Source organism: Xanthomonas campestris pv. badrii (assembly GCF_012848175.1).
In the GTDB taxonomy this organism is placed as follows: Bacteria; Pseudomonadota; Gammaproteobacteria; order Xanthomonadales; family Xanthomonadaceae; genus Xanthomonas; species Xanthomonas campestris_C.
This window is the reverse complement of the sequence record NZ_CP051651.1, coordinates 4,774,275-4,798,111: the sequence shown is the minus strand read 5'-3', so window position 1 is coordinate 4,798,111 and position 23,837 is coordinate 4,774,275. Positions and strand designations below refer to the sequence as shown.

Sequence of the window (23,837 nt, the reverse complement as noted above, 5' to 3'; positions counted from 1 at the left end):
ACGGTATGCGTCCTGCATCACTGCACACCGCACATCGCCTTGAAAACAGACGCGTTCCATCGCCTCACCATGGCCGAAAAATGCCAGTCCGCTGAGACGGGGAGCCAGCTTGCCAAGCCCGCTTGATACACCCTAGTATCGAGGGCGGAAGGCTGCCGGCAAGCCGCCTACTCAAGGAGAGGTCCGCACATGGAAGAACTGTCGGCATCGGACCTCAAGACCATCCTGCATTCCAAGCGCGCGAACATCTACTACCTGCAGCACTGCCGCGTCCTCGTCAACGGTGGCCGGGTCGAATACGTCACCGACGCAGGCAAGCGCTCGCTGTACTGGAACATCCCGATCGCCAATACCACCACGGTCTTGCTAGGCACCGGCACGTCCGTCACACAGGCGGCGATGCGTGAACTGGCCAAGGCAGGCGTGCTCGTGGGCTTTTGCGGTGGCGGCGGCACGCCGCTGTTCTCGGCCAACGAAATGGATGTGGAGGTTGCCTGGTTCTCGCCGCAGAGCGAGTATCGGCCCACCGAGTATCTGCAGGCCTGGGTGTCTTTCTGGTTCGAGGACGACTTGCGGCTGATGGCCGCCAAGGCATTCCAACACGCACGTGCGCTGCGTATCGGCGAACAATGGCAACAGCGCGCGCTCAAGGAAGCGGGCTTCGCGCCGGATGGCGCCAGACTGGATGCACTGCTGGCGAAAACCCGCCGCACCATTGAGCAGGCCCAGGACAGCACCGCGTTGCTGACCGAAGAGGCCAGGCTGACCAAGGCATTGTTCAAACTCGCCGTCGACACCGTTGGCTATGGCGACTTCACCCGCGCCAAGCGCGGCAGCGGAACCGATCCGGCCAACCGTTTTCTCGATCACGGTAACTACCTGGCCTATGGCCTGGGCGCGACCGCCAGCTGGGTGCTGGGCCTGCCGCACGGCCTGGCGGTACTACACGGCAAGACCCGGCGCGGCGGCCTGGTGTTCGACATCGCGGACTTGGTGAAGGACGCCAGCATCCTGCCGCAGGCATTCCTGTCGGCGATGCGCGGAGACGACGAACAGGCCTTCCGTCGCAACTGCATCGAAGCCCTGACCCGCAGCGAATCCCTGGACTTCATGCTGGACACGCTCAAGGCCGTCGCACTGCAGACCGCGGCAGCGAAGAGCGCGGAGCCTGCGCGGTGAACATCCTGCTGATCTCGCAGTGCGACAAGCGTGCGCTGACCGAAACCCGGCGCATTCTCGATCAATTCGCCGAGCGGCGTGGTGACCGCACCTGGCAGACGCCGATCACCGAAGCCGGCCTGACGACATTGCGCAGACTGCTGCGCAAGACCGCGCGCAAGAACAGCGCCGTCGCCTGCCACTGGATCCGCGGCCGCGACCACTCCGAACTGCTGTGGATCGTGGGAGACGCCCGCCGCTTCAATGCCGAAGGCGCGGTGCCCACCAACACCACCACGCGCAACGTGCTGCGGCGCGAAGACGAAAACGACTGGCACACCGCCGAGGATATCCGCCTGCTCGCGCAACTGGCGGCCCTGCTGCACGACATGGGCAAGGCCAGCATCGCCTTCCAGGCACGGCTGTGCGGGCAGCTGCAGGAGCGCAACCTCTATCGCCACGAATGGGTATCGCTGCGCTTGTTTCAGGCCTTCGTCGGCAACGACGACGATGCACGGTGGCTGCAACGACTGGCCGACCCGGACGCTTACGACGAAGCCGACTGGTTGGCCGACACGCGCTACCAGCGCGACGGCGTCAACGCGGCGTCCCACTTTCCCTTCCGCGAGCTGCCACCGATTGCGGCGGCCGTGGCGTGGCTTGTGCTCACCCATCACCGGCTTCCGGTCGTACCGGTCATCCAGGACGACGGTGCGCAGGCCCGGCTGGGCAAGCGCGCGCGCGCCTTCCATTCCGCATGGCTGGAGACGCCGTTGTCGCTGCTGGCGCACGACTGGAACGAAATCCGTCAACCGGCCGACATCAACAGGATCCAGTCGTACTGGACACCCGCAGGCACACTCCCGGTGATGGAGACGAAGTGGCGCGCACAGGCCGCGCGCCTGGCCAAACGCCTGCTGGAACGACGTGCGGGCCGCGCGGACAACTGGCTCGACAATCCCTACGTCATGCATCTGGCCAGGCTCAGCCTGATGCTGGCCGACCACCATTATTCGGCTCTGCCCAAGGGCTCGCCGCAGCGCTTGCAGGGCGACGGCCGCACCCAGCTGTATGCCAATACCGACTACCACGGCGACCTGAAGCAACCGCTGGACGAGCACCTGCTCGGGGTCGCCCGCGATGCCGGCCTGATCGCCCATGCGCTGCCGGGCTTCGAACGCCATTTGCCAAGGCTGGCCAATCACCGTGGATTGCGCAAACGCAGCGCCGATCCACGCTTTTCCTGGCAGGACAAGGCATTCGATGCGGCCGCCTCGTTGCGCGAGACGGCGCGCGACCAGGGTGCCTTCATCGTCAACATGGCCTCGACCGGTTGCGGCAAGACGCTCGCCAACGCGCGCATCCTCTACGCCCTGGCCGATCCCCAGCATGGGTTGCGCGCCACGTATGCCCTGGGCCTGCGCACGCTGACCTTGCAGACCGGCCGCAGCTTCCGCACCGATCTGCACCTGGACGAGGACGAACTGGCGATCCGCGTGGGCGGCTCGGCCAGCCGCGCCTTGTTCGCGTTCTACGAACACAAGGCCGAAGCGCATGGCTCGGCCTCCGTGCAGGGCTTGATCGAGGAAGACAGCCACGTCCTGTACGAAGGCGTCACCACCGATCACCCCTTGCTGTCGCGTGCGCTGCACGACCCGGAGATCGGCAAACTGCTGTCCGCGCCCATGTTGGTCTGCACGGTGGACCACATGGTGCCGGCCACCGAGTCGCTGCGCGCTGGCCGCCAGATCGCGCCGATGCTGCGCTTGATGAGCGCGGACCTGATCCTCGACGAACTGGACGACTACGACCTCGACGACCTGCCCGCATTGACCAGGCTGGTGCACTGGGCCGGCATGCTCGGCACGCGCGTCGTGCTGTCCTCGGCCACGCTGCCGCCGTCCTTGGTTACCGGCATGTACCAGGCTTACCGCGCGGGACGCCAGCACTACCGGCGCAACCGTGGAGAAGACGGCGGCCGGCCCGACGCGGCGCTGGCGGTCCCTTGCCTGTGGAGCGACGAGTTCGGCGTGCAGGTCGCCGCATGCGCAGGCGGCAGCAGTTTCCTCGACCAGCACACGCAGTTCGTCGACAAGCGCGCCACGAGGCTCGCCAAGGCCACGCCATTGCGACGCGGCGAACTGCTGCCGCTGGACCTGCCGCCTCATCTGCAGGATGCGTCACTGCATGCCGCATTCGCCGCGCATGTCCGCGATGCCTGCCTGCGCTTGCATGGCGCGCATGCGGAACACGATCCTGTCAGCGGCAAGCGCATCAGTTTTGGCCTGGTGCGCATGGCCAACATCGACCCCCTGTTCGGTGTCGCGCAGGCCTTGTATGCCGCTGGGGCGCCGCAGGACACGCAGATCCACCTGTGCGTCTATCACGCCCGCTTTCCACTGGTGCAACGCTCGGCCATCGAGCACCAGCTCGACGCGGCCTTCGATCGGCGTGGCGATGGCAAGCGCGTCTACGGCCTGCCGGCCATCCGTGCGCTGATCGACGCCCACCCGCAACGCGAGCAGATGTTCGTGGTGCTGGCATCCCCGGTGTGCGAGGTCGGTCGCGACTGGGACGCCGATTGGGCAGTGGCCGAACCTTCGTCGATGCGCTCGCTGATCCAGCTCGCCGGGCGCGTGCAACGCCATCGCGGCATCACCGGCGACGCGCCGAACGTGCTGATCTTCGACACCAACCTGCGGCACTTTCAAGTTGGCAGCCAGGACTGCCGGATCTATCTCAGACCTGGGTTCGAGAAGGAAGGAACGGGTAAATCCGCAAAGCGTTTCCAACTGACCAGCCCATGGCTGCACGATTCCCTGCTCGCGGACGAATACCGCACGCTCACGGCCTTGCCACGCATCCGGCCACGGCCGAACGCGCAGTGGCAGCCGTCCAGCAGCTTCGTCGACCTGGAACAGGCCCGCATCGCCACCTGCATGCTGAAAGACCTGGCGGCCGACGCATCCAGCGGCCTGTCCGCCCCGCTGGAATCCGACCAGGCGGCCGTCGCCTGGAAATACCCGCAGGCCGCCCTGACCGGCATGCTGCCTCAGCAACAACCGTTCCGCCACGATAGCCAACCCAGCACCACGTTGGTGTTCCTGCCGGACGAGGACGAGGCACCGCGCCTGCACCGGATCGAACAATCGCCAGGTGGTCGCGGCACCGATCTCTATGTGCGCATCGAGCAGAGCCAACGGCGCGAGATCGTACTGACTCCCGCCCCCGGCATCGGCCCATGGGGCAGCTTCGATCTGGCAAGCCTGCTCGCCGAGCAGGCCGAGTACCTCGATCTGTCATTGGATGACTGCGCAAAGAAGCTGGCCACGGTGAAGGTGCCGGCCAATGACCAGGGTTGGCGGTATCACCCGTGGTTGGGGTTTGCAAAATTCAAAGGAGGATGAAGCAGGCAATCTCAGTCTAGGAGATTACATGCGGCTATCAAATGAAACGCTGAAGGATCAACAGGGAGACCATTGATGGCAGAACTGACCGAAAGAGCAGAAATTTTCCACGCAGCCATCTCCGACTTCATCGAAGCACGACGGCAGGCCAAGCTGAAGGACGACGAAGGCGAAGACACCACCGGAACGGCGTCGAAATACGACTACGGGACCTGGCTGGCCGACGCCGCGCGCCGGGTGGGCCAGATCCAGGCCGTCACCCATGTGCTCAAGGCCACCCATCCCGATGCGCGCGGCAGCAGCCTGCACGTACCGCCCGGCGACCTGCCGCGGCATGCCGAGATCGGCAGCCACCTCCTGGGCGATGACTATGCGCAGGACGTGGTCGGCAATGCCGCCGCGCTGGATGTGTTCAAGTTCCTCAAGATCGAGGTCGAGGGACGACGGCTGCTGGACTGGATGCTGGCCGGCGACAGCGACCTGCGCGCCGCCCTGCATGCCGACGCCGAGGTCGCCGACGGCTGGATGCAGGCATTCGGCACGCTGGTGCGCAGCGATCCGCAACCGGTCTCGCACGCGCAGGCCAAGCAGGTCTATTGGCTACTCGGCGACCAGCCGACCGACGAGACGCAGTACCACCTGCTGCAACCGATGTTCTCCAGCACACTGGCGCATGCGGTGCACGCGGACATCCAGGATGCCCGCTTCGGCGAGACGAACAAGCTGGCGCGCCAAGCATGGCGCGCCAGGGAGCCGCATGCCGGCAGCTACCGCGATTACCGCAATCTGGTGGCACGCAAGCTCGGCGGCACCAAGCCGCAGAACATTTCCCAGCTCAACAGCGAGCGTGGCGGCGTGAACTATCTGCTGGCGTCGCTACCACCGACCTGGACGCAGGATCGGCCACGCAACCTGCTGAAGATCGGTTCGGCCATCGACCGGCTCGGCTATTTCAACGGCGTTCGCGCCATGGTGAAGCAGCTCTCCGATTTCCTGCTGACCGAACCGCCGTCCAACCAGCAGACGCGCGATACCCGTGAACGGATCGAGCAGGAACTTGGCGCGCAGCTGGCACTGTTCGCCGCCGAAACCCACGCCCGCTTCCCACCCGGCTGGACCCGCGATGCTGACTGCCAGCTTCCGCTGTACGAACGGCTATGGCTGGACCCGGAGCGAGCCGAACTGCCCGTTCGTATCGATCCACAACACCCCGAATGGACCCAGGACGATGAAGCCTTCAACGCTGCATACAGCTTCGGCGACTGGCCGGACGCGGTCGCCGATCACTTCGCCAATTGGGTCAATGCGCAGCTGCACGCAGCCGGGCTGACCAGCGTGGGCGACAGCGAACACCGCCACTGGGCCCGGCAGGCGATCGTCGACGCGGCATGGCCTGTGCCGCTGCAACGGCGCGCGCATGCGGGGAGTCACCCATGAACGCCTGTCCTGCTTTCAGTCATCTGCTGGTGTTGCCCCGCCTGCAGGTGCACAACGCCAACGCCGTTTCCAGCCCGCTGACGCATGGCTTTCCATCGATGACAGCGCTGCTGGGGGCGATGTGGGCGCTGCAACGCAAGACCCATGCCGCCGGGCTGGATCTGGAGTTCTGCGCGATTGGCGCCGTTTGCCACGACCATCAGGAACACGTGACGCAGGGCGGCTTCGTCAAGGCATTCCATCTGACGCGCAACCCGGTCGGCAAGGACGGCAAGACCGCTGCCATCGTCGAGGAAGGCCGTATCCATTTGGAATTGAGCCTGTTGCTTGGCGTGCGAAGCAAGCGCTGGATGGACGACCCGCATGCTCCCCAGGGCGACACGGCCACGGTGGCCGAATTGCTCTCCGGCATGCGCATCGCCGGCGGTAGCGTACGGCCACCGGCGCAGCCATCGCGGCACCGCTACCAGCCATGGACGCTGAACCTGACCGGCACCGAAGACGACCGTACCGCGCAATTCCGCAAGACGCGCATGCGGCTGCTGCCCGGTTTCGCGCTGGTGGAGCGCGGCGACCTGCTCGACACCCGTGCCGCCGAACTGCAGGCCATCGACCCCGCCGCCACCCGGCTCGATGCCTGGCTATCGCTGTCGCGCATCAATTGGCGCCACCACGCAGGCGAGCACCCGAAAGACGACGGCGCATGGAACAACGACCGCAGCGGACGCGGCTGGATCGTACCGATTCCGGTGGGCTACGGCGCGCTGGGCGATGTGCACGCGGCCGGCAGCGTGGCCAACGCGCGCGACGCCAGCACACCGTTCCGTTTCGTCGAAAGCCTGTATTCGCTCGGCCAGTGGATCAGTCCGCACCGCCTGGATACCCCGCAACAGCTGCTCTGGTACGCGAGCAACTCTCCGGACCGGGGGCTATACCGTTGCCGCAATGACTTTGCCACTGCAATAACCGTGTCCGAACCGCACGAAGATTTCAATTTCGCTCTCGACTGACCAACCTCACGACAAGGAATTCCAACATGGCAACCGAACTCAAGACCGCCTCTGTTCTCGCCTTCGAGCGCAAACTCGACCCGTCCGACGCATTGTTGTTTTCCGGCAGTTGGGCCGCGCGCGCAGCATCCGCTGATTGGCAACCCGTCAAGCTGCGCGAGAAATCCGTGCGCGGCACTATCTCCAACCGGCTCAAGACCAAGGACCAGGATCCGGCCAAGCTCGATGCGGCGATCGAGAACCCCAACCTTCAGACCGTGGACGTGGCCGCCTTGCCGCTGGAGGCCGACACGCTGAAGGTACAATTCACCTTGCGCGTGCTCGGTGGCACCGGCATGCCCTCGGCCTGCAACGATGCCGACTACCGCAAGAAACTTGCCGCCACGGTTGCCGGCTACGTGCAACAACACGGCTTCGACGCCCTCGCGCAGCGCTATGCGGCCAATCTCGCCAATGGACGCTTCCTCTGGCGTAATCGCATCGGCGCAGAACAGGTGGAAGTGCAGGTAGCGCACCTGAAGAACGGGACGCCCGCCGCGCAGTGGACGTTCCAGGCACACGCACACTCCTTGCGCAGCCTGCAGGCGCCAGCGGCCGAAACCGCGGATCTGGCCGCATTGTCCACCCTGATCGCCTCCGCTCTGGCGGGCACCACGCACGTGCTGTTGCAGGTCACCGCCTTCGTCCGCGTGGGCGCGGGCCAGGAGGTGTTCCCTTCCCAGGAGCTGATCCTGGACAAGGGCAGCAGCAAGAAGAGCAAGACCCTTTACCACGTCGGCGAGGGCGACAACGCGGTGGCCGCCATCCATTCGCAGAAGATCGGCAACGCGTTGCGCACCATCGACACCTGGTACCCGGAGGCGGAGGAGAATGGCCCGATTGCGGTCGAACCGTATGGCTCGGTCACCACGCAAGGCAAGGCCTACCGGCAGCCCAAGGCCAAGCTGGATTTCTACAATCTGCTCGACGGCTGGGTGATCAAGGACAAGCTGCCGGAACAGGACCAACAGCACTTCGTGATCGCTACGCTGATCCGGGGCGGCGTCTTCGGCGACGCGGGCTGACGCCATGGACCACTATGTGGATATCCAACTTCGCCCCGACCCGGAGCTTGCGCCGCATCAACTGCTCAGCGGCCTGTATGTCCGGCTGCACCGGATGCTCGCGCAGCATGGGCGGCAGGACATCGGCGTCAGCTTCCCCCGCTACGATTTGCGCAAGCCCACCCTGGGTACCCACGTGCGCTTGCATGGATTGCGTGCTTCGTTAGATACAGTGATGGCCCTGCCTTGGTTGCAAGGCATGAACGATCATCTGGCAGTATCGGACATCAACGCGGTGCCCGCTGACGCACAGCATCGACAAGTGACTCGGGTACAGGCCAAAAGCAGCCCGTCGCGCCTGCGCCGCCGGGCGATGCGGCGTCACGGACTGGATGCGGAAGCGGCGCTACAGCGCATCCCGGATTCGGCCGCCGAACAGCTGCAACTGCCCTTCGTGGTCCTGGGCAGCCGCAGCACGGGGCAACCGTCGTTCCCACTCTTCATCCGGCAGGGTCCACTGTCGTCTACCGCACTACCGGGCAGCTTCAACAGCTACGGCCTGAGCCAGGACGCCACCATCCCCTGGTTCTGACCCTTTTTCCAAGAGCACCACGCTTTTCCTTAAAATCAACGACTTGGCGGGCCTCCTGAAAAAAGGGGCCCGTTCTTTTTGAGACGCGCTTTTCCTGTAACTTCAACGGGTTGAGTGACTTTTTGTCTTGTTCACTGCCGCGTAGGCAGCTCAGAAAAGGGAGCATGTGATGGCTGGCGGCGAGCTGCCGTTCACTGCCGCGTAGGCAGCTCAGAAATGACACTGATTATATCGTTGATCGCCTAAGGGGTTCACTGCCGCGTAGGCAGCTCAGAAAACTGGCGCGTTTGCTCGCCGCGTAAATGCGCAGTTCACTGCCGCGTAGGCAGCTCAGAAAACATCATCATCGCCCAGGAGGGCAACATGGCAGTTCACTGCCGCGTAGGCAGCTCAGAAAGATCGCGTAGCCGGCCGGCAGTGCGTTGACCGGGTTCACTGCCGCGTAGGCAGCTCAGAAATGGATGGCTGCAGAGCGCGCCGGCATGCGCAAGTTCACTGCCGCGTAGGCAGCTCAGAAATGCCGCGAAACGGCCCTGCTGCGCATCCATCAGTTCACTGCCGCGTAGGCAGCTCAGAAAGCATAAACGCAAGCCGGCGATCGGCATAGGAGGTTCACTGCCGCGTAGGCAGCTCAGAAAAAGCTGCGCAAGGCCAAGCGCGCAGCTATCACGTTCACTGCCGCGTAGGCAGCTCAGAAAAAGGTGGCGCTGGTAGTAGTGCATTTCAGAACGTTCACTGCCGCGTAGGCAGCTCAGAAAATGCCGCGCACCAGGTTCAGCGCCGTCGCTGGGTTCACTGCCGCGTAGGCAGCTCAGAAATCCGACGCCTCGGTCCATCTGTCGGTGACGCGGTTCACTGCCGCGTAGGCAGCTCAGAAAAGAGCAGGCCGGTGGTCGCAATGTCGTGGCTTGTTCACTGCCGCGTAGGCAGCTCAGAAATTGAACGCGTCTACGCCCTCGATGCCGAACTTGTTCACTGCCGCGTAGGCAGCTCAGAAATCGCGTGCAGTGTACTTGCGGAAATTCTGCGGGTTCACTGCCGCGTAGGCAGCTCAGAAATTTCCTCGGCCCTGCGCCGCGTAAGGCCGGCCGTTCACTGCCGCGTAGGCAGCTCAGAAAAACGAGAAGCGCGCTCTGGTCACGGACTTCAAGTTCACTGCCGCGTAGGCAGCTCAGAAAAGTCCGCCGCCATAGTTGCGCGGCGCATCTCGGTTCACTGCCGCGTAGGCAGCTCAGAAAATGCTGCGAAATCTGCGAGTTGATCGGGCTTGGTTCACTGCCGCGTAGGCAGCTCAGAAAATCTTGATCCTGTTCCTCTACGGCATGGCCATGTTCACTGCCGCGTAGGCAGCTCAGAAAATCTTGAGGATGGTGTTGGCAACGTCTGCAGGGTTCACTGCCGCGTAGGCAGCTCAGAAACTCATGGGCGAGGACACGTTCGACGTAGGCCTGTTCACTGCCGCGTAGGCAGCTCAGAAAGTGAGGTGCCGGACGGCTTTGAGCTGACGGCCGTTCACTGCCGCGTAGGCAGCTCAGAAACCCATCGCGCGGTGGCGCGCCCGCATGGCCCTGTTCACTGCCGCGTAGGCAGCTCAGAAAAGGCGATCGCCATCTACAAGGCGCAGTATTGGGTTCACTGCCGCGTAGGCAGCTCAGAAAACTGCTTGGTCGCCCCGGGCCAATTCCAGCGCGTTCACTGCCGCGTAGGCAGCTCAGAAATGGGTGCGCGCACCCGCTTCTACACCGGCCTCGTTCACTGCCGCGTAGGCAGCTCAGAAAACAAAGACGAGAGCTTGGCCGAGCTGCTGCCTGTTCACTGCCGCGTAGGCAGCTCAGAAATTGGCACGCAGGCAGATAACCTCAGAGACATGGTTCACTGCCGCGTAGGCAGCTCAGAAAATACCCCGCAAAAGCAAAACCCCCGGCTTTCGGTTCACTGCCGCGTAGGCAGCTCAGAAAAACGGGTATGGCCAGATTGGATCGGGCGGGAGGTTCACTGCCGCGTAGGCAGCTCAGAAAATTCCAAAATTCCCGTGAATGCTTGGTACTGCGTTCACTGCCGCGTAGGCAGCTCAGAAAACGCTCGCCGCCCTGGCCAGTGCCGGGGTGCTGTTCACTGCCGCGTAGGCAGCTCAGAAATCGGCGCTTGCCCCCAATGCCACACGCGACAGGTTCACTGCCGCGTAGGCAGCTCAGAAATCGATGCCGGCACCAGGTCGGCGGCACAAAAAGTTCACTGCCGCGTAGGCAGCTCAGAAAAACACATGGTCACCATCACTGTCGATGGCGAGGTTCACTGCCGCGTAGGCAGCTCAGAAAATCGCCCAAAGCGTCAGACCAGCCATCACCAGGTTCACTGCCGCGTAGGCAGCTCAGAAAGGCCACTGCGTGGAATCTCGCGTTATGTGCGCGTTCACTGCCGCGTAGGCAGCTCAGAAAACCGGAAAAAATGTAAGGGGTCGCTCTTAGACGTTCACTGCCGCGTAGGCAGCTCAGAAAGACTGGTGGGTTGCGAGGGCGGCGATTGCCGCGTTCACTGCCGCGTAGGCAGCTCAGAAATGCAGATCAGCAACATGTCGCCGCTGACCACCGTTCACTGCCGCGTAGGCAGCTCAGAAAGCTGAGGAAGCCCGCATTGTCTGGGTCACCCCGTTCACTGCCGCGTAGGCAGCTCAGAAATTTTCAGTCCCTCAATCGGGACCACAGACGCCGTTCACTGCCGCGGAGGCAGCTCAGAAAAGTTGGATCAAGTTGCCCTTGGCCATGGCCTGGTTCACTGCCGCGTAGGCAGCTCAGAAAAAGCTGGCCGCCAGCACCGCGCGCCATTGCAGGTTCACTGCCGCGTAGGCAGCTCAGAAAATCCTGCCCACGCTGTCCGACGCCTCGGTCGAGTTCACTGCCGCGTAGGCAGCTCAGAAATGCAGGCAGCCTGTCGAATCACCTGGGCCGCAGTTCACTGCCGCGTAGGCAGCTCAGAAAAACGGCGTCGATATCGTCCAGGTATATCTGGAGTTCACTGCCGCGTAGGCAGCTCAGAAAAACGAACCCGAATGCCAAGCGGGCGCACTGAAGTTCACTGCCGCGTAGGCAGCTCAGAAACTGTCGAAAAAGTCTAATGCGGATGGTGATGTGTTCACTGCCGCGTAGGCAGCTCAGAAAAGCTCCGCGCTGGTCATGCCGGGACGCTCCGCGTTCACTGCCGCGTAGGCAGCTCAGAAAAGCGGCAAGAACACGCACACCAGCAATGCCAGGTTCACTGCCGCGTAGGCAGCTCAGAAAGCTGAGGAAGCCCGCATTGTCTGGGCATACGAGTTCACTGCCGCGTAGGCAGCTCAGAAAACCGAGGCCGTGGGCGGGATGAACGAAGTGAGGTTCACTGCCGCGTAGGCAGCTCAGAAAGACGACTTCGGACGCAACGGCGCACGAATCACGTTCACTGCCGCGTAGGCAGCTCAGAAAAACATCCAGCGCGATCTGGAGCGGCGCGCCTTGTTCACTGCCGCGTAGGCAGCTCAGAAAACGCGGGTGAGCGGCCAACGGCCCCGCGTCCGGTTCACTGCCGCGTAGGCAGCTCAGAAACACATCGAACGAATTGAGGGCGTGTGCGTCATGTTCACTGCCGCGTAGGCAGCTCAGAAAAGCGCCGAGTACCACGGCGGGCCGGGGATTTCGTTCACTGCCGCGTAGGCAGCTCAGAAAACGGCCCCACCGCCTGCGCCCCGCCGATTTCTGTTCACTGCCGCGTAGGCAGCTCAGAAATCAACGATGTCTGCCACAGCGCGTCGTTCATCGTTCACTGCCGCGTAGGCAGCTCAGAAATTCCTGGCGCTGCCGAACAAGTTCCGCGCCTTGTTCACTGCCGCGTAGGCAGCTCAGAAATCGCGCTCCAGCGCCCACTGAGCGGCTTCCTGGTTCACTGCCGCGTAGGCAGCTCAGAAAGGCCGCCTCCGGGGGTTTGGGGAGATATCGCAGTTCACTGCCGCGTAGGCAGCTCAGAAACGCGCCGTTCGAGGCGATCAAGCCGCTGCACAGTTCACTGCCGCGTAGGCAGCTCAGAAACGCAAGCAGAAGTCGGGCGTGGTTCACTACTACGTTCACTGCCGCGTAGGCAGCTCAGAAAATGTGCCGCCAGTCGTCCTTGCTCAGCCGGTTGTTCACTGCCGCGTAGGCAGCTCAGAAATCCGACACCTCGGTCCATCCGTCGGTGACGCGGTTCACTGCCGCGTAGGCAGCTCAGAAAATCATGAGCGCGAAGTCGCGGTCAGTTGTTCCGTTCACTGCCGCGTAGGCAGCTCAGAAAAGTTTGAACACACGATCCAGAACGAAATCCGTGTTCACTGCCGCGTAGGCAGCTCAGAAAACATGCATTCGCGTTCCTGGATCATGGCCCCCGTTCACTGCCGCGTAGGCAGCTCAGAAATTCATGATAGCGGTCATTGCAGCTTCGAATGGGTTCACTGCCGCGTAGGCAGCTCAGAAAAACAGCAGGGCGTGCAGAACCGCGGGAGACTGGTTCACTGCCGCGTAGGCAGCTCAGAAAAGTGGGAGGACGCGAAATCGTTGTGGACTTACGTTCACTGCCGCGTAGGCAGCTCAGAAAACAGGCGAAAACCGTTCTGACGAATGATCGTTGTTCACTGCCGCGTAGGCAGCTCAGAAAAAGAAGCGGAAGAGGGCGGCGTGATGAGCGCCGTTCACTGCCGCGTAGGCAGCTCAGAAATTGCAGTGGTTGGAGACTGGCAAGGGTGAGAAGTTCACTGCCGCGTAGGCAGCTCAGAAATTTGGAACTGGGCGCGCGGCAAGGGCCTGACCGTTCACTGCCGCGTAGGCAGCTCAGAAAATTATCGAAACCACACAATCCCAAACGTAAAGGTTCACTGCCGCGTAGGCAGCTCAGAAATTGAGCGCTCACGAACCTGTGCCGGCATCATCGTTCACTGCCGCGTAGGCAGCTCAGAAAGTGCAAACATGCTGGAAAAGGCCGATACCACCGTTCACTGCCGCGTAGGCAGCTCAGAAATCCCGCCGCTGCCGGCTGGGGGTGGGTGGCGAGTTCACTGCCGCGTAGGCAGCTCAGAAATGGTCGTCAGTGACAAGTCGGTCGCTCACGCAGTTCACTGCCGCGTAGGCAGCTCAGAAAAATCCAAATACTTCCGGATGTGCAGGGGCTTAGTTCACTGCCGCGTAGGCAGCTCAGAAAGCTAAGCATGTCGCCGATCGTCTTGCGTGCATGTTCACTGCCGCGTAGGCAGCTCAGAAAATCACGCACCATCCTTCGCCGCTGCCGGCCGGGTTCACTGCCGCGTAGGCAGCTCAGAAAGTGCTGTTGATACGCATATTAGCTCGATTCGAGTTCACTGCCGCGTAGGCAGCTCAGAAAACCACCCAATCCACTGCCACCTCAAGAACAAGGTTCACTGCCGCGTAGGCAGCTCAGAAAATCTTGGCCTCGCGTCCGGCAGCTGTAGGTTGGTTCACTGCCGCGTAGGCAGCTCAGAAATCCTGAGGCCTACATGAGCAACCTCGTCGTTTGTTCACTGCCGCGTAGGCAGCTCAGAAAGTGGTGTCGCGCACACGGCGCCACAGCACGTCGTTCACTGCCGCGTAGGCAGCTCAGAAAAAAACTCCCTGTCAGTTCAGTCGATCAATCCTGTTCACTGCCGCGTAGGCAGCTCAGAAAGGCAGCAATCGAGCCCGAAGCGCCACCCACTGGTTCACTGCCGCGTAGGCAGCTCAGAAAAGCGAATACGTGACCCAATCAAAATTCGAATCGTTCACTGCCGCGTAGGCAGCTCAGAAAACATTCCGGAAACGTTTGGGCACTGTTCGTGCGTTCACTGCCGCGTAGGCAGCTCAGAAACAGGGCTGCCTGCCGTGATGGGTTCTTCGCTGGTTCACTGCCGCGTAGGCAGCTCAGAAAAAGTGGATGATTTCGCCACCGAAACCTTCGACGTTCACTGCCGCGTAGGCAGCTCAGAAAACGTGGTCATTGCCATCTCTTGTTGGGGTTGCGTTCACTGCCGCGTAGGCAGCTCAGAAAAGACATTGACGCCCACCAGCACGTGCGTCTTGGTTCACTGCCGCGTAGGCAGCTCAGAAAATGCTAGTCGCCTACCCTCACTCTGCCTCCAAGTTCACTGCCGCGTAGGCAGCTCAGAAACATTCCGGAAACGGTTGGACACTGTTCGTGCCGTTCACTGCCGCGTAGGCAGCTCAGAAAGGGCCAGTCTTGCCGCCAGCCATCCGCGCGAGGTTCACTGCCGCGTAGGCAGCTCAGAAAAGGTGCAAGGGGGAATGTGGATCACCGGTCGCGTTCACTGCCGCGTAGGCAGCTCAGAAAACAGCCGCCATCCACGCCCATGCCGCATCGCGGTTCACTGCCGCGTAGGCAGCTCAGAAAAGGAAGTACGCCCAGATGTGATCCGGCATCGGGTTCACTGCCGCGTAGGCAGCTCAGAAATACATCGGCCGGCCGGGCATGATCACCCAGACGTTCACTGCCGCGTAGGCAGCTCAGAAATCAGGCGTGGCTCCCTGGATTGGCGCGGGACCGTTCACTGCCGCGTAGGCAGCTCAGAAAGGTGGGGAAGCGCCGATTCGCTGCGCATCCAAGTTCACTGCCGCGTAGGCAGCTCAGAAACGTGTGAGAAACCGCAGGCATTGTGCGCATCTGTTCACTGCCGCGTAGGCAGCTCAGAAATATCGCGCCGCAGTGCCGTCAGATGGCAAAGGGTTCACTGCCGCGTAGGCAGCTCAGAAACTGTCGCGCCGCGAGAAGTCCCAGATCCGCGAGTTCACTGCCGCGTAGGCAGCTCAGAAATTAACTGAGAATATTTTTACAATTACGTGTTGGTTCACTGCCGCGTAGGCAGCTCAGAAAACGAGGGGTCAGGTCCAAAGGCAGTTAAAACCGTTCACTGCCGCGTAGGCAGCTCAGAAAGCGAACTGCGTCCGCTCTATACAGCTGAAGGAGTTCACTGCCGCGTAGGCAGCTCAGAAATTGTCCACGCCGGCGGCCTTGCGCGCCTGGTCGTTCACTGCCGCGTAGGCAGCTCAGAAAAGGGCGGTCGGTGGGCGAACGCGGGCAAAGCCGTTCACTGCCGCGTAGGCAGCTCAGAAAACCAGGCGCCCGCGCACGGCATGAGCCGCCCGGTTCACTGCCGCGTAGGCAGCTCAGAAATACGGAAAAATGGCGCGTTGGCTGCGCACGCAGTTCACTGCCGCGTAGGCAGCTCAGAAATGATAGAAATCAGCACGCCGACGCTAAAGGGTGTTCACTGCCGCGTAGGCAGCTCAGAAATGCCGCAGCCAGAGGCCTTCAACTGGCCGGCCGTTCACTGCCGCGTAGGCAGCTCAGAAATGCGGCAATGAGACTGTCGCTTTCGATCCGTCGTTCACTGCCGCGTAGGCAGCTCGGAAAATCGGACGCCGAGGCGTAGACCACCGCATGATGTTCACTGCCGCGTAGGCAGCTCAGAAAGCCTGGTAACGCCGGCTGGCGGCACTGTGCTTGTTCACTGCCGCGTAGGCAGCTCAGAAACGCGAGGTCGCGCAATACTCGTTCCTAAAGGTGTTCACTGCCGCGTAGGCAGCTCAGAAATGACCGCGTTGGTTCCGCCGATGACATTTGCCGTTCACTGCCGCGTAGGCAGCTCAGAAATTTTGGCGAGCCTGTGGCCATGAATTCCTAAAGTTCACTGCCGCGTAGGCAGCTCAGAAAAAGGCCGAACGCTTCATCGCACTTCTGTACGAGTTCACTGCCGCGTAGGCAGCTCAGAAATGACCGCAGTCTCTGGTGCTTACTACGCCAAGGTTCACTGCCGCGTAGGCAGCTCAGAAATACGATCAGGCTGAGCTCGCTCCAATCATGGAGTTCACTGCCGCGTAGGCAGCTCAGAAATTTTTCTTGCCGCGCGCACGAATTCTGCGCGTGTTCACTGCCGCGTAGGCAGCTCAGAAACATGATCGTGCTGGCGCGGGAGGCTGACCACTGTTCACTGCCGCGTAGGCAGCTCAGAAAACCACATTGCCGGCGGCAAGCGAGACGACACCGTTCACTGCCGCGTAGGCAGCTCAGAAAGCGGTTTCAATGTCGATCCTGGTGCATGTGCCGTTCACTGCCGCGTAGGCAGCTCAGAAATCGAACACCTCGGCGGCACGCGCCCACATGATGTTCACTGCCGCGTAGGCAGCTCAGAAAGGCTTGGCCTGCTCTTCGATGTAGTCGATCACGTTCACTGCCGCGTAGGCAGCTCAGAAAAGCTGGTGGCCGGTCCCAACAACACGGTTCGCGTTCACTGCCGCGTAGGCAGCTCAGAAATTGATGGGCGGAATCTCGCTCAACGGCAGCGTGTTCACTGCCGCGTAGGCAGCTCAGAAAAGTCCAAGGCGCGGACCGCGGCCGGGAAGACCGTTCACTGCCGCGTAGGCAGCTCAGAAAAGTGTTGGAAGTGGCTTGGCAAGGTCAAGGATGTTCACTGCCGCGTAGGCAGCTCAGAAAAGTACCTCGTCGCTTCCGTCGTGGATTAGATTGTTCACTGCCGCGTAGGCAGCTCAGAAACGGCGCGTCGGTGCAGCGAAACTGCCGGTTGAGTTCACTGCCGCGTAGGCAGCTCAGAAAAGCGTGGTCCAGGATGATAGCGGCAAAATTCTGTTCACTGCCGCGTAGGCAGCTCAGAAAGATGGTGGATGGCAAGGGCAGGCCGCTGGCGAGTTCACTGCCGCGTAGGCAGCTCAGAAAGCGAGAATATCGACGCCACTGCGGACGAAAACGTTCACTGCCGCGTAGGCAGCTCAGAAAGCGAAACGTGCGGATGCTGTGAAATTCCGCATGTTCACTGCCGCGTAGGCAGCTCAGAAACAACTCCCCGACAGCCTGCGCGGCGCGAAACCGTTCACTGCCGCGTAGGCAGCTCAGAAAACGCGGGGTGAGCGGCCATCTTGGCCCCGCGTGTTCACTGCCGCGTAGGCAGCTCAGAAAACGCTGCGCACCCCGCGAGGGGCCTTGATCGAGTTCACTGCCGCGTAGGCAGCTCAGAAAAGCCGGCGGCCTTCGAAGCCGAACAGAGACACGTTCACTGCCGCGTAGGCAGCTCAGAAATACGATCAGGCTGAGCTCGCTCCAATCATGGAGTTCACTGCCGCGTAGGCAGCTCAGAAATTTTTCTTGCCGCGCGCACGAATTCTGCGCGTGTTCACTGCCGCGTAGGCAGCTCAGAAAACGCGGGGTGAGCGGCCATCTTGGCCCCGCGTGTTCACTGCCGCGTAGGCAGCTCAGAAACCGCACGCCGCACCCCATCGGGAAGGACCCGTGTTCACTGCCGCGTAGGCAGCTCAGAAAACGCCGCGCTGATCGTCCCAATCGTGATTCCAGTTCACTGCCGCGTAGGCAGCTCAGAAACCGCACGCCGCACCCCATCGGGAAGGACCCGTGTTCACTGCCGCGTAGGCAGCTCAGAAAAGCCGGCGGCCTTCGAAGCCGAACAGAGACACGTTCACTGCCGCGTAGGCAGCTCAGAAAAGGCTTGCGACGATCTTGGCCGTGAGCCGGTAGTTCACTGCCGCGTAGGCAGCTCAGAAAAAGCCAGGAACGGGAGCAGCTGCACTGGCACTGTTCACTGCCGCGTAGGCAGCTCAGAAAAAAAGGGGACAATCGGTTCCGTGCGGCGCGCAGTTCACTGCCGCGTAGGCAGCTCAGAAATTGCCCACGAAGTAGCGATAACCAATCACCTTGTTCACTGCCGCGTAGGCAGCTCAGAAAACCAGTTGCCGCCGGGGCCAGAGTGGCGCGATGTTCACTGCCGCGTAGGCAGCTCAGAAAAGTACGTGGCATTCCGTGGTTTGCAATGGAAAGTTCACTGCCGCGTAGGCAGCTCAGAAAAATCGCGGGCGCCGGGGCCGGCGCGCCCCACGGTTCACTGCCGCGTAGGCAGCTCAGAAAGAGGGGGATGCAGCGACTTCGCGCTCGCCGAGGTTCACTGCCGCGTAGGCAGCTCAGAAAACCAGAATGCGCTGGTGCTTATTGATAATCCAGTTCACTGCCGCGTAGGCAGCTCAGAAATGGACCGCAAGCTGCCTCCGTTCGCGATGTCGGTTCACTGCCGCGTAGGCAGCTCAGAAATGCGTCTCGGCCGCCCAATCGCGGAAGCATGAGTTCACTGCCGCGTAGGCAGCTCAGAAAGACGACGGTGTACCCGCTATCACGCCCGCCAGGTTCACTGCCGCGTAGGCAGCTCAGAAAAGGCCCGTACCGGGCATCTGGGTCGTGCGCCTGTTCACTGCCGCGTAGGCAGCTCAGAAAAGCGGGCGAACGAGAGCGCTCAGGCGGTTATGGTTCACTGCCGCGTAGGCAGCTCAGAAAATGTACCAGTTCGCCATCATCCGCTTCGACCTGTTCACTGCCGCGTAGCCAGCTCAGAAATGATCCAGCGCAAGACCGAGCTGGAATCCGATGTTCACTGCCGCGTAGGCAGCTCAGAAATTCTAGTAGTGGATCACGTTGGCAAGTCGCATGTTCACTGCCGCGTAGGCAGCTCAGAAAGTCTGCGTCGGTCATCGTAGCATCGGCCACCAGTTCACTGCCGCGTAGGCAGCTCAGAAATACCCGCGCAGCGCGCGCAGCCATGGCTTTCTGTTCACTGCCGCGTAGGCAGCTCAGAAAAGACCGAGCCGACGCCCGAGGACATGCAGCGCGTTCACTGCCGCGTAGGCAGCTCAGAAATGTTGCACCATCGTGATCGAGCGGTTCATCAGGTTCACTGCCGCGTAGGCAGCTCAGAAATACGGCGCGGTGCCGGCCGCAGATACAATCCTGTTCACTGCCGCGTAGGCAGCTCAGAAAACCCGGCCAGAGCCGAGGTATCGCACGTTGGCGTTCACTGCCGCGTAGGCAGCTCAGAAAAACATCCGCATCGCCGGCACCAGTTGGAACTTCGTTCACTGCCGCGTAGGCAGCTCAGAAACTGAAGAAGCGCAAATTGCTTGCGGACACCCTGTTCACTGCCGCGTAGGCAGCTCAGAAAGAGCTGGCCGAGGGTCTGGAATCGGTGGCGCAGTTCACTGCCGCGTAGGCAGCTCAGAAAATGGCGTTTCGCCACCCGCCAACGTGGAGCACGTTCACTGCCGCGTAGGCAGCTCAGAAAACGCGCAATGCGCGACCGGGCGTGAGTGCGAAGTTCACTGCCGCGTAGGCAGCTCAGAAATTGATGCCGAGCAGCAGATGCACGCCGGGTTCGTTCACTGCCGCGTAGGCAGCTCAGAAAAGTACAAGGACATCGGTTTCGCCCAGGATCTGCGTTCACTGCCCCGTAGGCAGCTCAGAAACACAACCACGGTTGAGAGTGGGCGGCCCAGGCGTTCACTGCCGCGCAGGCAGCTCAAAAAATCACCGCGTAGCCGCCGACCTGACCGACCAGGTCTACTGTCGTATAGGCAGCTTAGAAAACCGGTACAGCAGCGGGCGCGGGTGGGACAGACTTACTGCCGTGCAGGCAGACCAGAAATCTGCCCCGCAGGCATTGCTCGATGCATCGTATTTCACTTCGTGCAGATAGCTTGAGAGCCGAATTGGTAGGCGTTGCGGATTGACGTAGTTAAGCGGTGTAGACCATGCAGAAAGGCAAATCAGGATATTGACCAGCAGACATAAAGAGCGCAGCTGTGCAGATAGCGAAGCTAGCGATGCAGGCGAATCCATAATCGACTCCATCAGCAAAACGGGATAGCCGATTGGCTACCCCGTCGTGACTGCTCGGCTATTGCTTCTGGAAGATCACTCGGTCAACCCACGGTTTTCCAGCAGCGCCTTGACGCTGGGATCCTTGCCGCGGAAATCGCGGTACAGCGTGGCCAGGTCGACCGTGTTGCCGCGCGAGAGGATCTTGGCGCGGAAGGTGTCGCCGTTCTTGCGGGTCAGGCCGCCGTTTTCCTTGAACCATTCGAACGCATCGTCATCGAGCACTTCCGACCAGAAGTACGCGTAGTAACCGGCCGAGTAGCCGCCGCCCCAGATGTGGTCGAAATAGGTGCTGCGGTAACGCGGCGGCACTTCGGCCAGGTCTACCTTGAAGCGCTTGAGCGCATCGGCTTCGTACTTGCTTACATCCTGCAGCGGCGCATCGGCCGGCTGGGTGTGCCAGGCCAGATCCAGCAACGCGGCCGACAGGTATTCGGTGGTGGCGTAGCCGCTGTTGAAGGTCTTGGCCTTCTTGATCTTTTCCACCAGCTCGGCCGGCATCGGTGCGCCGGTCTGGTAGTGCTTGGCGTAGTTGGCGAAGACCTTGGGATCGGAGGCCCAGTGCTCGTTGAACTGCGAGGGGAATTCCACAAAATCGCGCGAGGTGCTGGTGCCGGCGATCGATGGGTATTTCACCTTGGAGAACATGCCATGCAGCGCGTGGCCGAACTCGTGGAACAGCGTGGTGACATCGTCGAAACTCAGCAACGCCGGCTGGCCGGCAGCGGGCTTGGTGAAGTTGCACACGTTGTAGACCACCGGCTTGGCGCCGGTGAGGCCGTCCTGTTCGACGAACACGTCCATCCAGGCACCGCCGGACTTGCTGTCGCGCTTGAAGTAGTCGGTGTAGAACAGCGCCATCGAGGTGCCATCGGCATCGAAGACTTCATACACCTTCATGTCGGCGTGGTAGGTCGGGATATCGGTGCGCTGCTTGAAGGTGATGCCATACAACTGCGTGGCCGCATAAAACACGCCGTTCTGCAGCACGTTGTCCAGCTCGAAGTACGGCTTGATCTGCGATTCGTCCAGGTCGTACTTGGCCTTGCGCACCTGCTCGGCGTAGAAGTCCCAATCGGACGCGGCCAGTTTGAAATCTCCGGTCTTTGCATCAGCACTCTGCGCATCGATCACCTTCTGCATTTCGGCCACTTCGCGGCGCGCCTTGGCGGTGGCGGCCGGCACGGTGTCGGTCAGCAGCTTGAGCGCCGCGCCCGGGGTCTTGGCCATCTGGTCGCCCAGGCTGTAGGCGGCGTAGTTGTCGAAGCCCAGCAACTTGGCTTTTTGCGCGCGCAGCTGGGCCAGGCGCTGGATGGTCTGGCGGGTGTCGTTGGCATCGCCCTTTTCCGCACGCGTTTCCGAGGCCTTGAGCACGTCGGCGCGCAGCTGGCGGTCCTTCAACGAGGCAAGTACCGGCTGCTGGGTGGTGTTTTGCAGGGTGAGCAGATACTTGCCGTCGAGCTTGCGCGCCTTGGCGGCATCGGCGGCGGCGGCGATATCGCCTTCGCTCAGGCCATCGAGCCTGGCTTTGTCGTCCACCACCACCGCAGCGGCGGCCGAGGCGGCGACCAGGCGGGTATGGAACTGGGTGGACAGCGTGGTTTCTTCGATATTGAGCTTGCGCAGGCTGTCCTTGTCGGCATCGGACAGCTGCGCACCGGCGCGTACCAGTTTTTCGTAATCGCGCTCGAGCAGGCGCTTCTGTTCCGGCTCCAGGTTCAACGTGTCGCGCTGGTCGTAGAGGGTCTTGACGCGTGCGAACAGCTTGGGATCGAGATTGATCTCATCCTGGTGCGCGGCCAGCTTGGGCGCGATCTCTTCCTGGATCTTCTGGCGTGCGTCGCTGGTGTCGGCCTGGACCAGCCCGAAGAAGATGCGCGAGACGCGCGTAAGCGTTTCGCCGCTGCGCTCCATTGCCTCGATGGTGTTGTCGAAGGTGGGCGGCTCACTGTTGTCGGCAATCTTGCGCATGTCGGCCAGGTGCTGGCGCATGCCCTCCTCGAAGGCCGGCAGGTAATCGGCGTCCTTGATCTTGTCGAACGGCGGCGCCTGGAACGGCAGCGTGCTGGCAGTCAGCAGCGGGTTCGGCGCAGCATCGGCGGCGGGGGTGGCGGTCTTCTCGGACACGGGGGTGGACTCCTTACCGGACGGCTCTTTTCCAGAACATGCGGCCAGCGCCAGGGTGATGGCAGCGGCCAGAACGACGGTACGCGACATGGCGTGTGATTCCTGAGTGGTTGGTACGGCAGCCGGCAACGCTAGCGGGTTTGCGCGGCGGTGGCATGTGCCGTTGGCTGGGGCCGCTGAACGGCGCCCTCATCCGCCCTTCGGGCACCTTCTCCCGCGTACGGGAGAAGGCAATGCCCACGCAGGCGTCCTTACAGCGTCTCGTCCTTGAAGATGGCCACATGCGGGGCGCCGTCCGCACCGATCCAGCCGCGGTACATGCCTTCGGTATTGAACGGAAACGCCACGTTGCCCTGCGCGTCCAGCGCAATGGCGCCGCCATCGCCGCCGGCGGTGGGAATCTCCTGGTCGATCACCGTCTCGGCAGCCTGCTGCAACGACTGCCCGGCGTATTTCATGCGTGCGCAGATGTCGTAGGCTGCCACCGCGCGGATGTAGAACTCGCCCCAGCCGGTGCCGGAGACGGCGCACTGCGCATTGGCATAGGTGCCGGCGCCGATGATGGGCGCATCGCCCACGCGGCCGTAGCGCTTGTTGGTCATGCCGCCGGTGGAGGTGCCAGCGGCCAGATGGCCGTCGCGGTCCAGCGCCAGCGCGCCCACGGTGCCGAAATGCCTGGCGGTTTCCAGGTCCAGCGCGGCCTGGGCCTGGCGGTCGCCGGCTTCGGCCTTGAGCGCCTTCTGCAGTTGCTGCCAGCGCTTGTCGGTGCGGAAGTAGCTCGGGTCCACCACGGTGACCCCCTGCTCGCGCGCGAATTGCTCGGCGCCGTCGCCGACCAGCATCACGTGCCTGGAGCGATCCATGACGCGGCGTGCCAGCTGGATCGGGTTCTTGACCGTATGCACGCCGGCAATCGCCCCGGCCTTGCCGCTGGCGCCATCCATGATGGCCGCGTCCAGCGCGTTCTTGCCGTCGTGGGTGAACACCGCACCACGCCCCGCATTGAACTGCGGCGCGTCCTCCAGCACGGTGATGGTGGCCGCCACCGCCTCCACCGCGCTGCCGCCGCGGTTCAACACCGCATGCCCGGCACGCAGCGCGCGTTGCATCGCTTCACGTGCCTGGGCTTGTTCGTCGGGCGAAAGGCTGGATTTCTCCACGCCCGCACCGCCGTGGATCACCAGCATCGGCGTGGCCGACAGCGCCGGGCCGGTACACAGCAGCAAGGACAGCAATAACGCGCGGGTGGACGAAGCGATCATGATGTTTCCTCACTGCAACTCTTCAGTGGACCGGCGCTGCCGGACGATAGGGCAGGCGCGAACGCGTC

At 62.2% G+C, this 23,837-nt stretch carries 8 protein-coding genes and 1 CRISPR repeat array; of the genes, 6 read left to right on the top strand and 2 right to left on the bottom strand.

Features of this window, described 5'->3' with window-relative positions:
- The first annotated feature begins 189 nt into the window (after positions 1 to 189).
- From cas1f to cas6f, 6 genes are all read left to right on the top strand, one after another.
- Complete coding sequence (gene cas1f / locus HG421_RS20280) at positions 190 to 1,179, top strand: type I-F CRISPR-associated endonuclease Cas1f (RefSeq protein ID WP_169707915.1); 990 nt, start codon at positions 190 to 192, stop codon at positions 1,177 to 1,179.
- Positions 1,176 to 4,565, top strand: a complete 3,390-nt coding sequence (gene cas3f, locus HG421_RS20275) for a type I-F CRISPR-associated helicase Cas3f (RefSeq protein WP_169707914.1) — start codon at positions 1,176 to 1,178, stop codon at positions 4,563 to 4,565. Before cas1f ends, cas3f begins: the two co-directional genes overlap by 4 nt.
- Positions 4,566 to 4,640: 75 nt before the next feature.
- The gene (csy1, locus tag HG421_RS20270; RefSeq protein ID WP_169707913.1) at positions 4,641 to 6,002 is read left to right on the top strand and encodes a type I-F CRISPR-associated protein Csy1; all 1,362 of its coding nucleotides are present in this window, start codon (positions 4,641 to 4,643) and stop codon (positions 6,000 to 6,002) included.
- Positions 5,999 to 7,012, top strand: coding sequence for a type I-F CRISPR-associated protein Csy2 (csy2, locus tag HG421_RS20265; protein ID WP_169707912.1), 1,014 nt, complete (start codon positions 5,999 to 6,001; stop codon positions 7,010 to 7,012). The genes csy1 and csy2 overlap by 4 nt, the downstream gene beginning before the upstream one ends.
- A 26-nt stretch (positions 7,013 to 7,038) precedes the next feature.
- The gene (gene csy3 / locus HG421_RS20260) at positions 7,039 to 8,076 is read left to right on the top strand and encodes a type I-F CRISPR-associated protein Csy3 (protein ID WP_169707911.1); all 1,038 of its coding nucleotides are present in this window, start codon (positions 7,039 to 7,041) and stop codon (positions 8,074 to 8,076) included.
- 4 nt (positions 8,077 to 8,080) lie between these two features.
- Positions 8,081 to 8,647, top strand: a complete 567-nt coding sequence (gene cas6f / locus HG421_RS20255) for a type I-F CRISPR-associated endoribonuclease Cas6/Csy4 (protein ID WP_169707910.1) — start codon at positions 8,081 to 8,083, stop codon at positions 8,645 to 8,647.
- Between the two features lie 129 nt (positions 8,648 to 8,776).
- A CRISPR array of direct repeats spans positions 8,777 to 20,028; the repeat unit is 28 nt; unit sequence GTTCACTGCCGCGTAGGCAGCTCAGAAA.
- Positions 20,029 to 20,416: 388 nt separating this feature from the next.
- Here the strand turns inward: cas6f and dcp are convergent.
- Positions 20,417 to 22,597, bottom strand: coding sequence for a peptidyl-dipeptidase Dcp (dcp, locus tag HG421_RS20250; RefSeq protein ID WP_169707909.1), 2,181 nt, complete (start codon positions 22,595 to 22,597; stop codon positions 20,417 to 20,419).
- A gap of 161 nt (positions 22,598 to 22,758) precedes the next feature.
- Positions 22,759 to 23,769: an isoaspartyl peptidase/L-asparaginase family protein gene (locus tag HG421_RS20245; protein ID WP_169707908.1), complete on the bottom strand. Its 1,011-nt coding sequence runs from the start codon at positions 23,767 to 23,769 to the stop codon at positions 22,759 to 22,761.
- Positions 23,770 to 23,837: the final 68 nt, after the last annotated feature.

Coding starts and splice junctions, on each gene's coding strand:
- cas1f (WP_169707915.1), top strand. CDS start 190: ATGGAAGAACTGTCGGCATCGGACCTCAAGACCATCCTGCATTCCAAG.
- HG421_RS20245 (WP_169707908.1), bottom strand. CDS start 23,769: ATGATCGCTTCGTCCACCCGCGCGTTATTGCTGTCCTTGCTGCTGTGT.
- csy3 (WP_169707911.1), top strand. CDS start 7,039: ATGGCAACCGAACTCAAGACCGCCTCTGTTCTCGCCTTCGAGCGCAAA.
- csy1 (WP_169707913.1), top strand. CDS start 4,641: ATGGCAGAACTGACCGAAAGAGCAGAAATTTTCCACGCAGCCATCTCC.
- csy2 (WP_169707912.1), top strand. CDS start 5,999: ATGAACGCCTGTCCTGCTTTCAGTCATCTGCTGGTGTTGCCCCGCCTG.
- dcp (WP_169707909.1), bottom strand. CDS start 22,597: ATGTCGCGTACCGTCGTTCTGGCCGCTGCCATCACCCTGGCGCTGGCC.
- cas6f (WP_169707910.1), top strand. CDS start 8,081: ATGGACCACTATGTGGATATCCAACTTCGCCCCGACCCGGAGCTTGCG.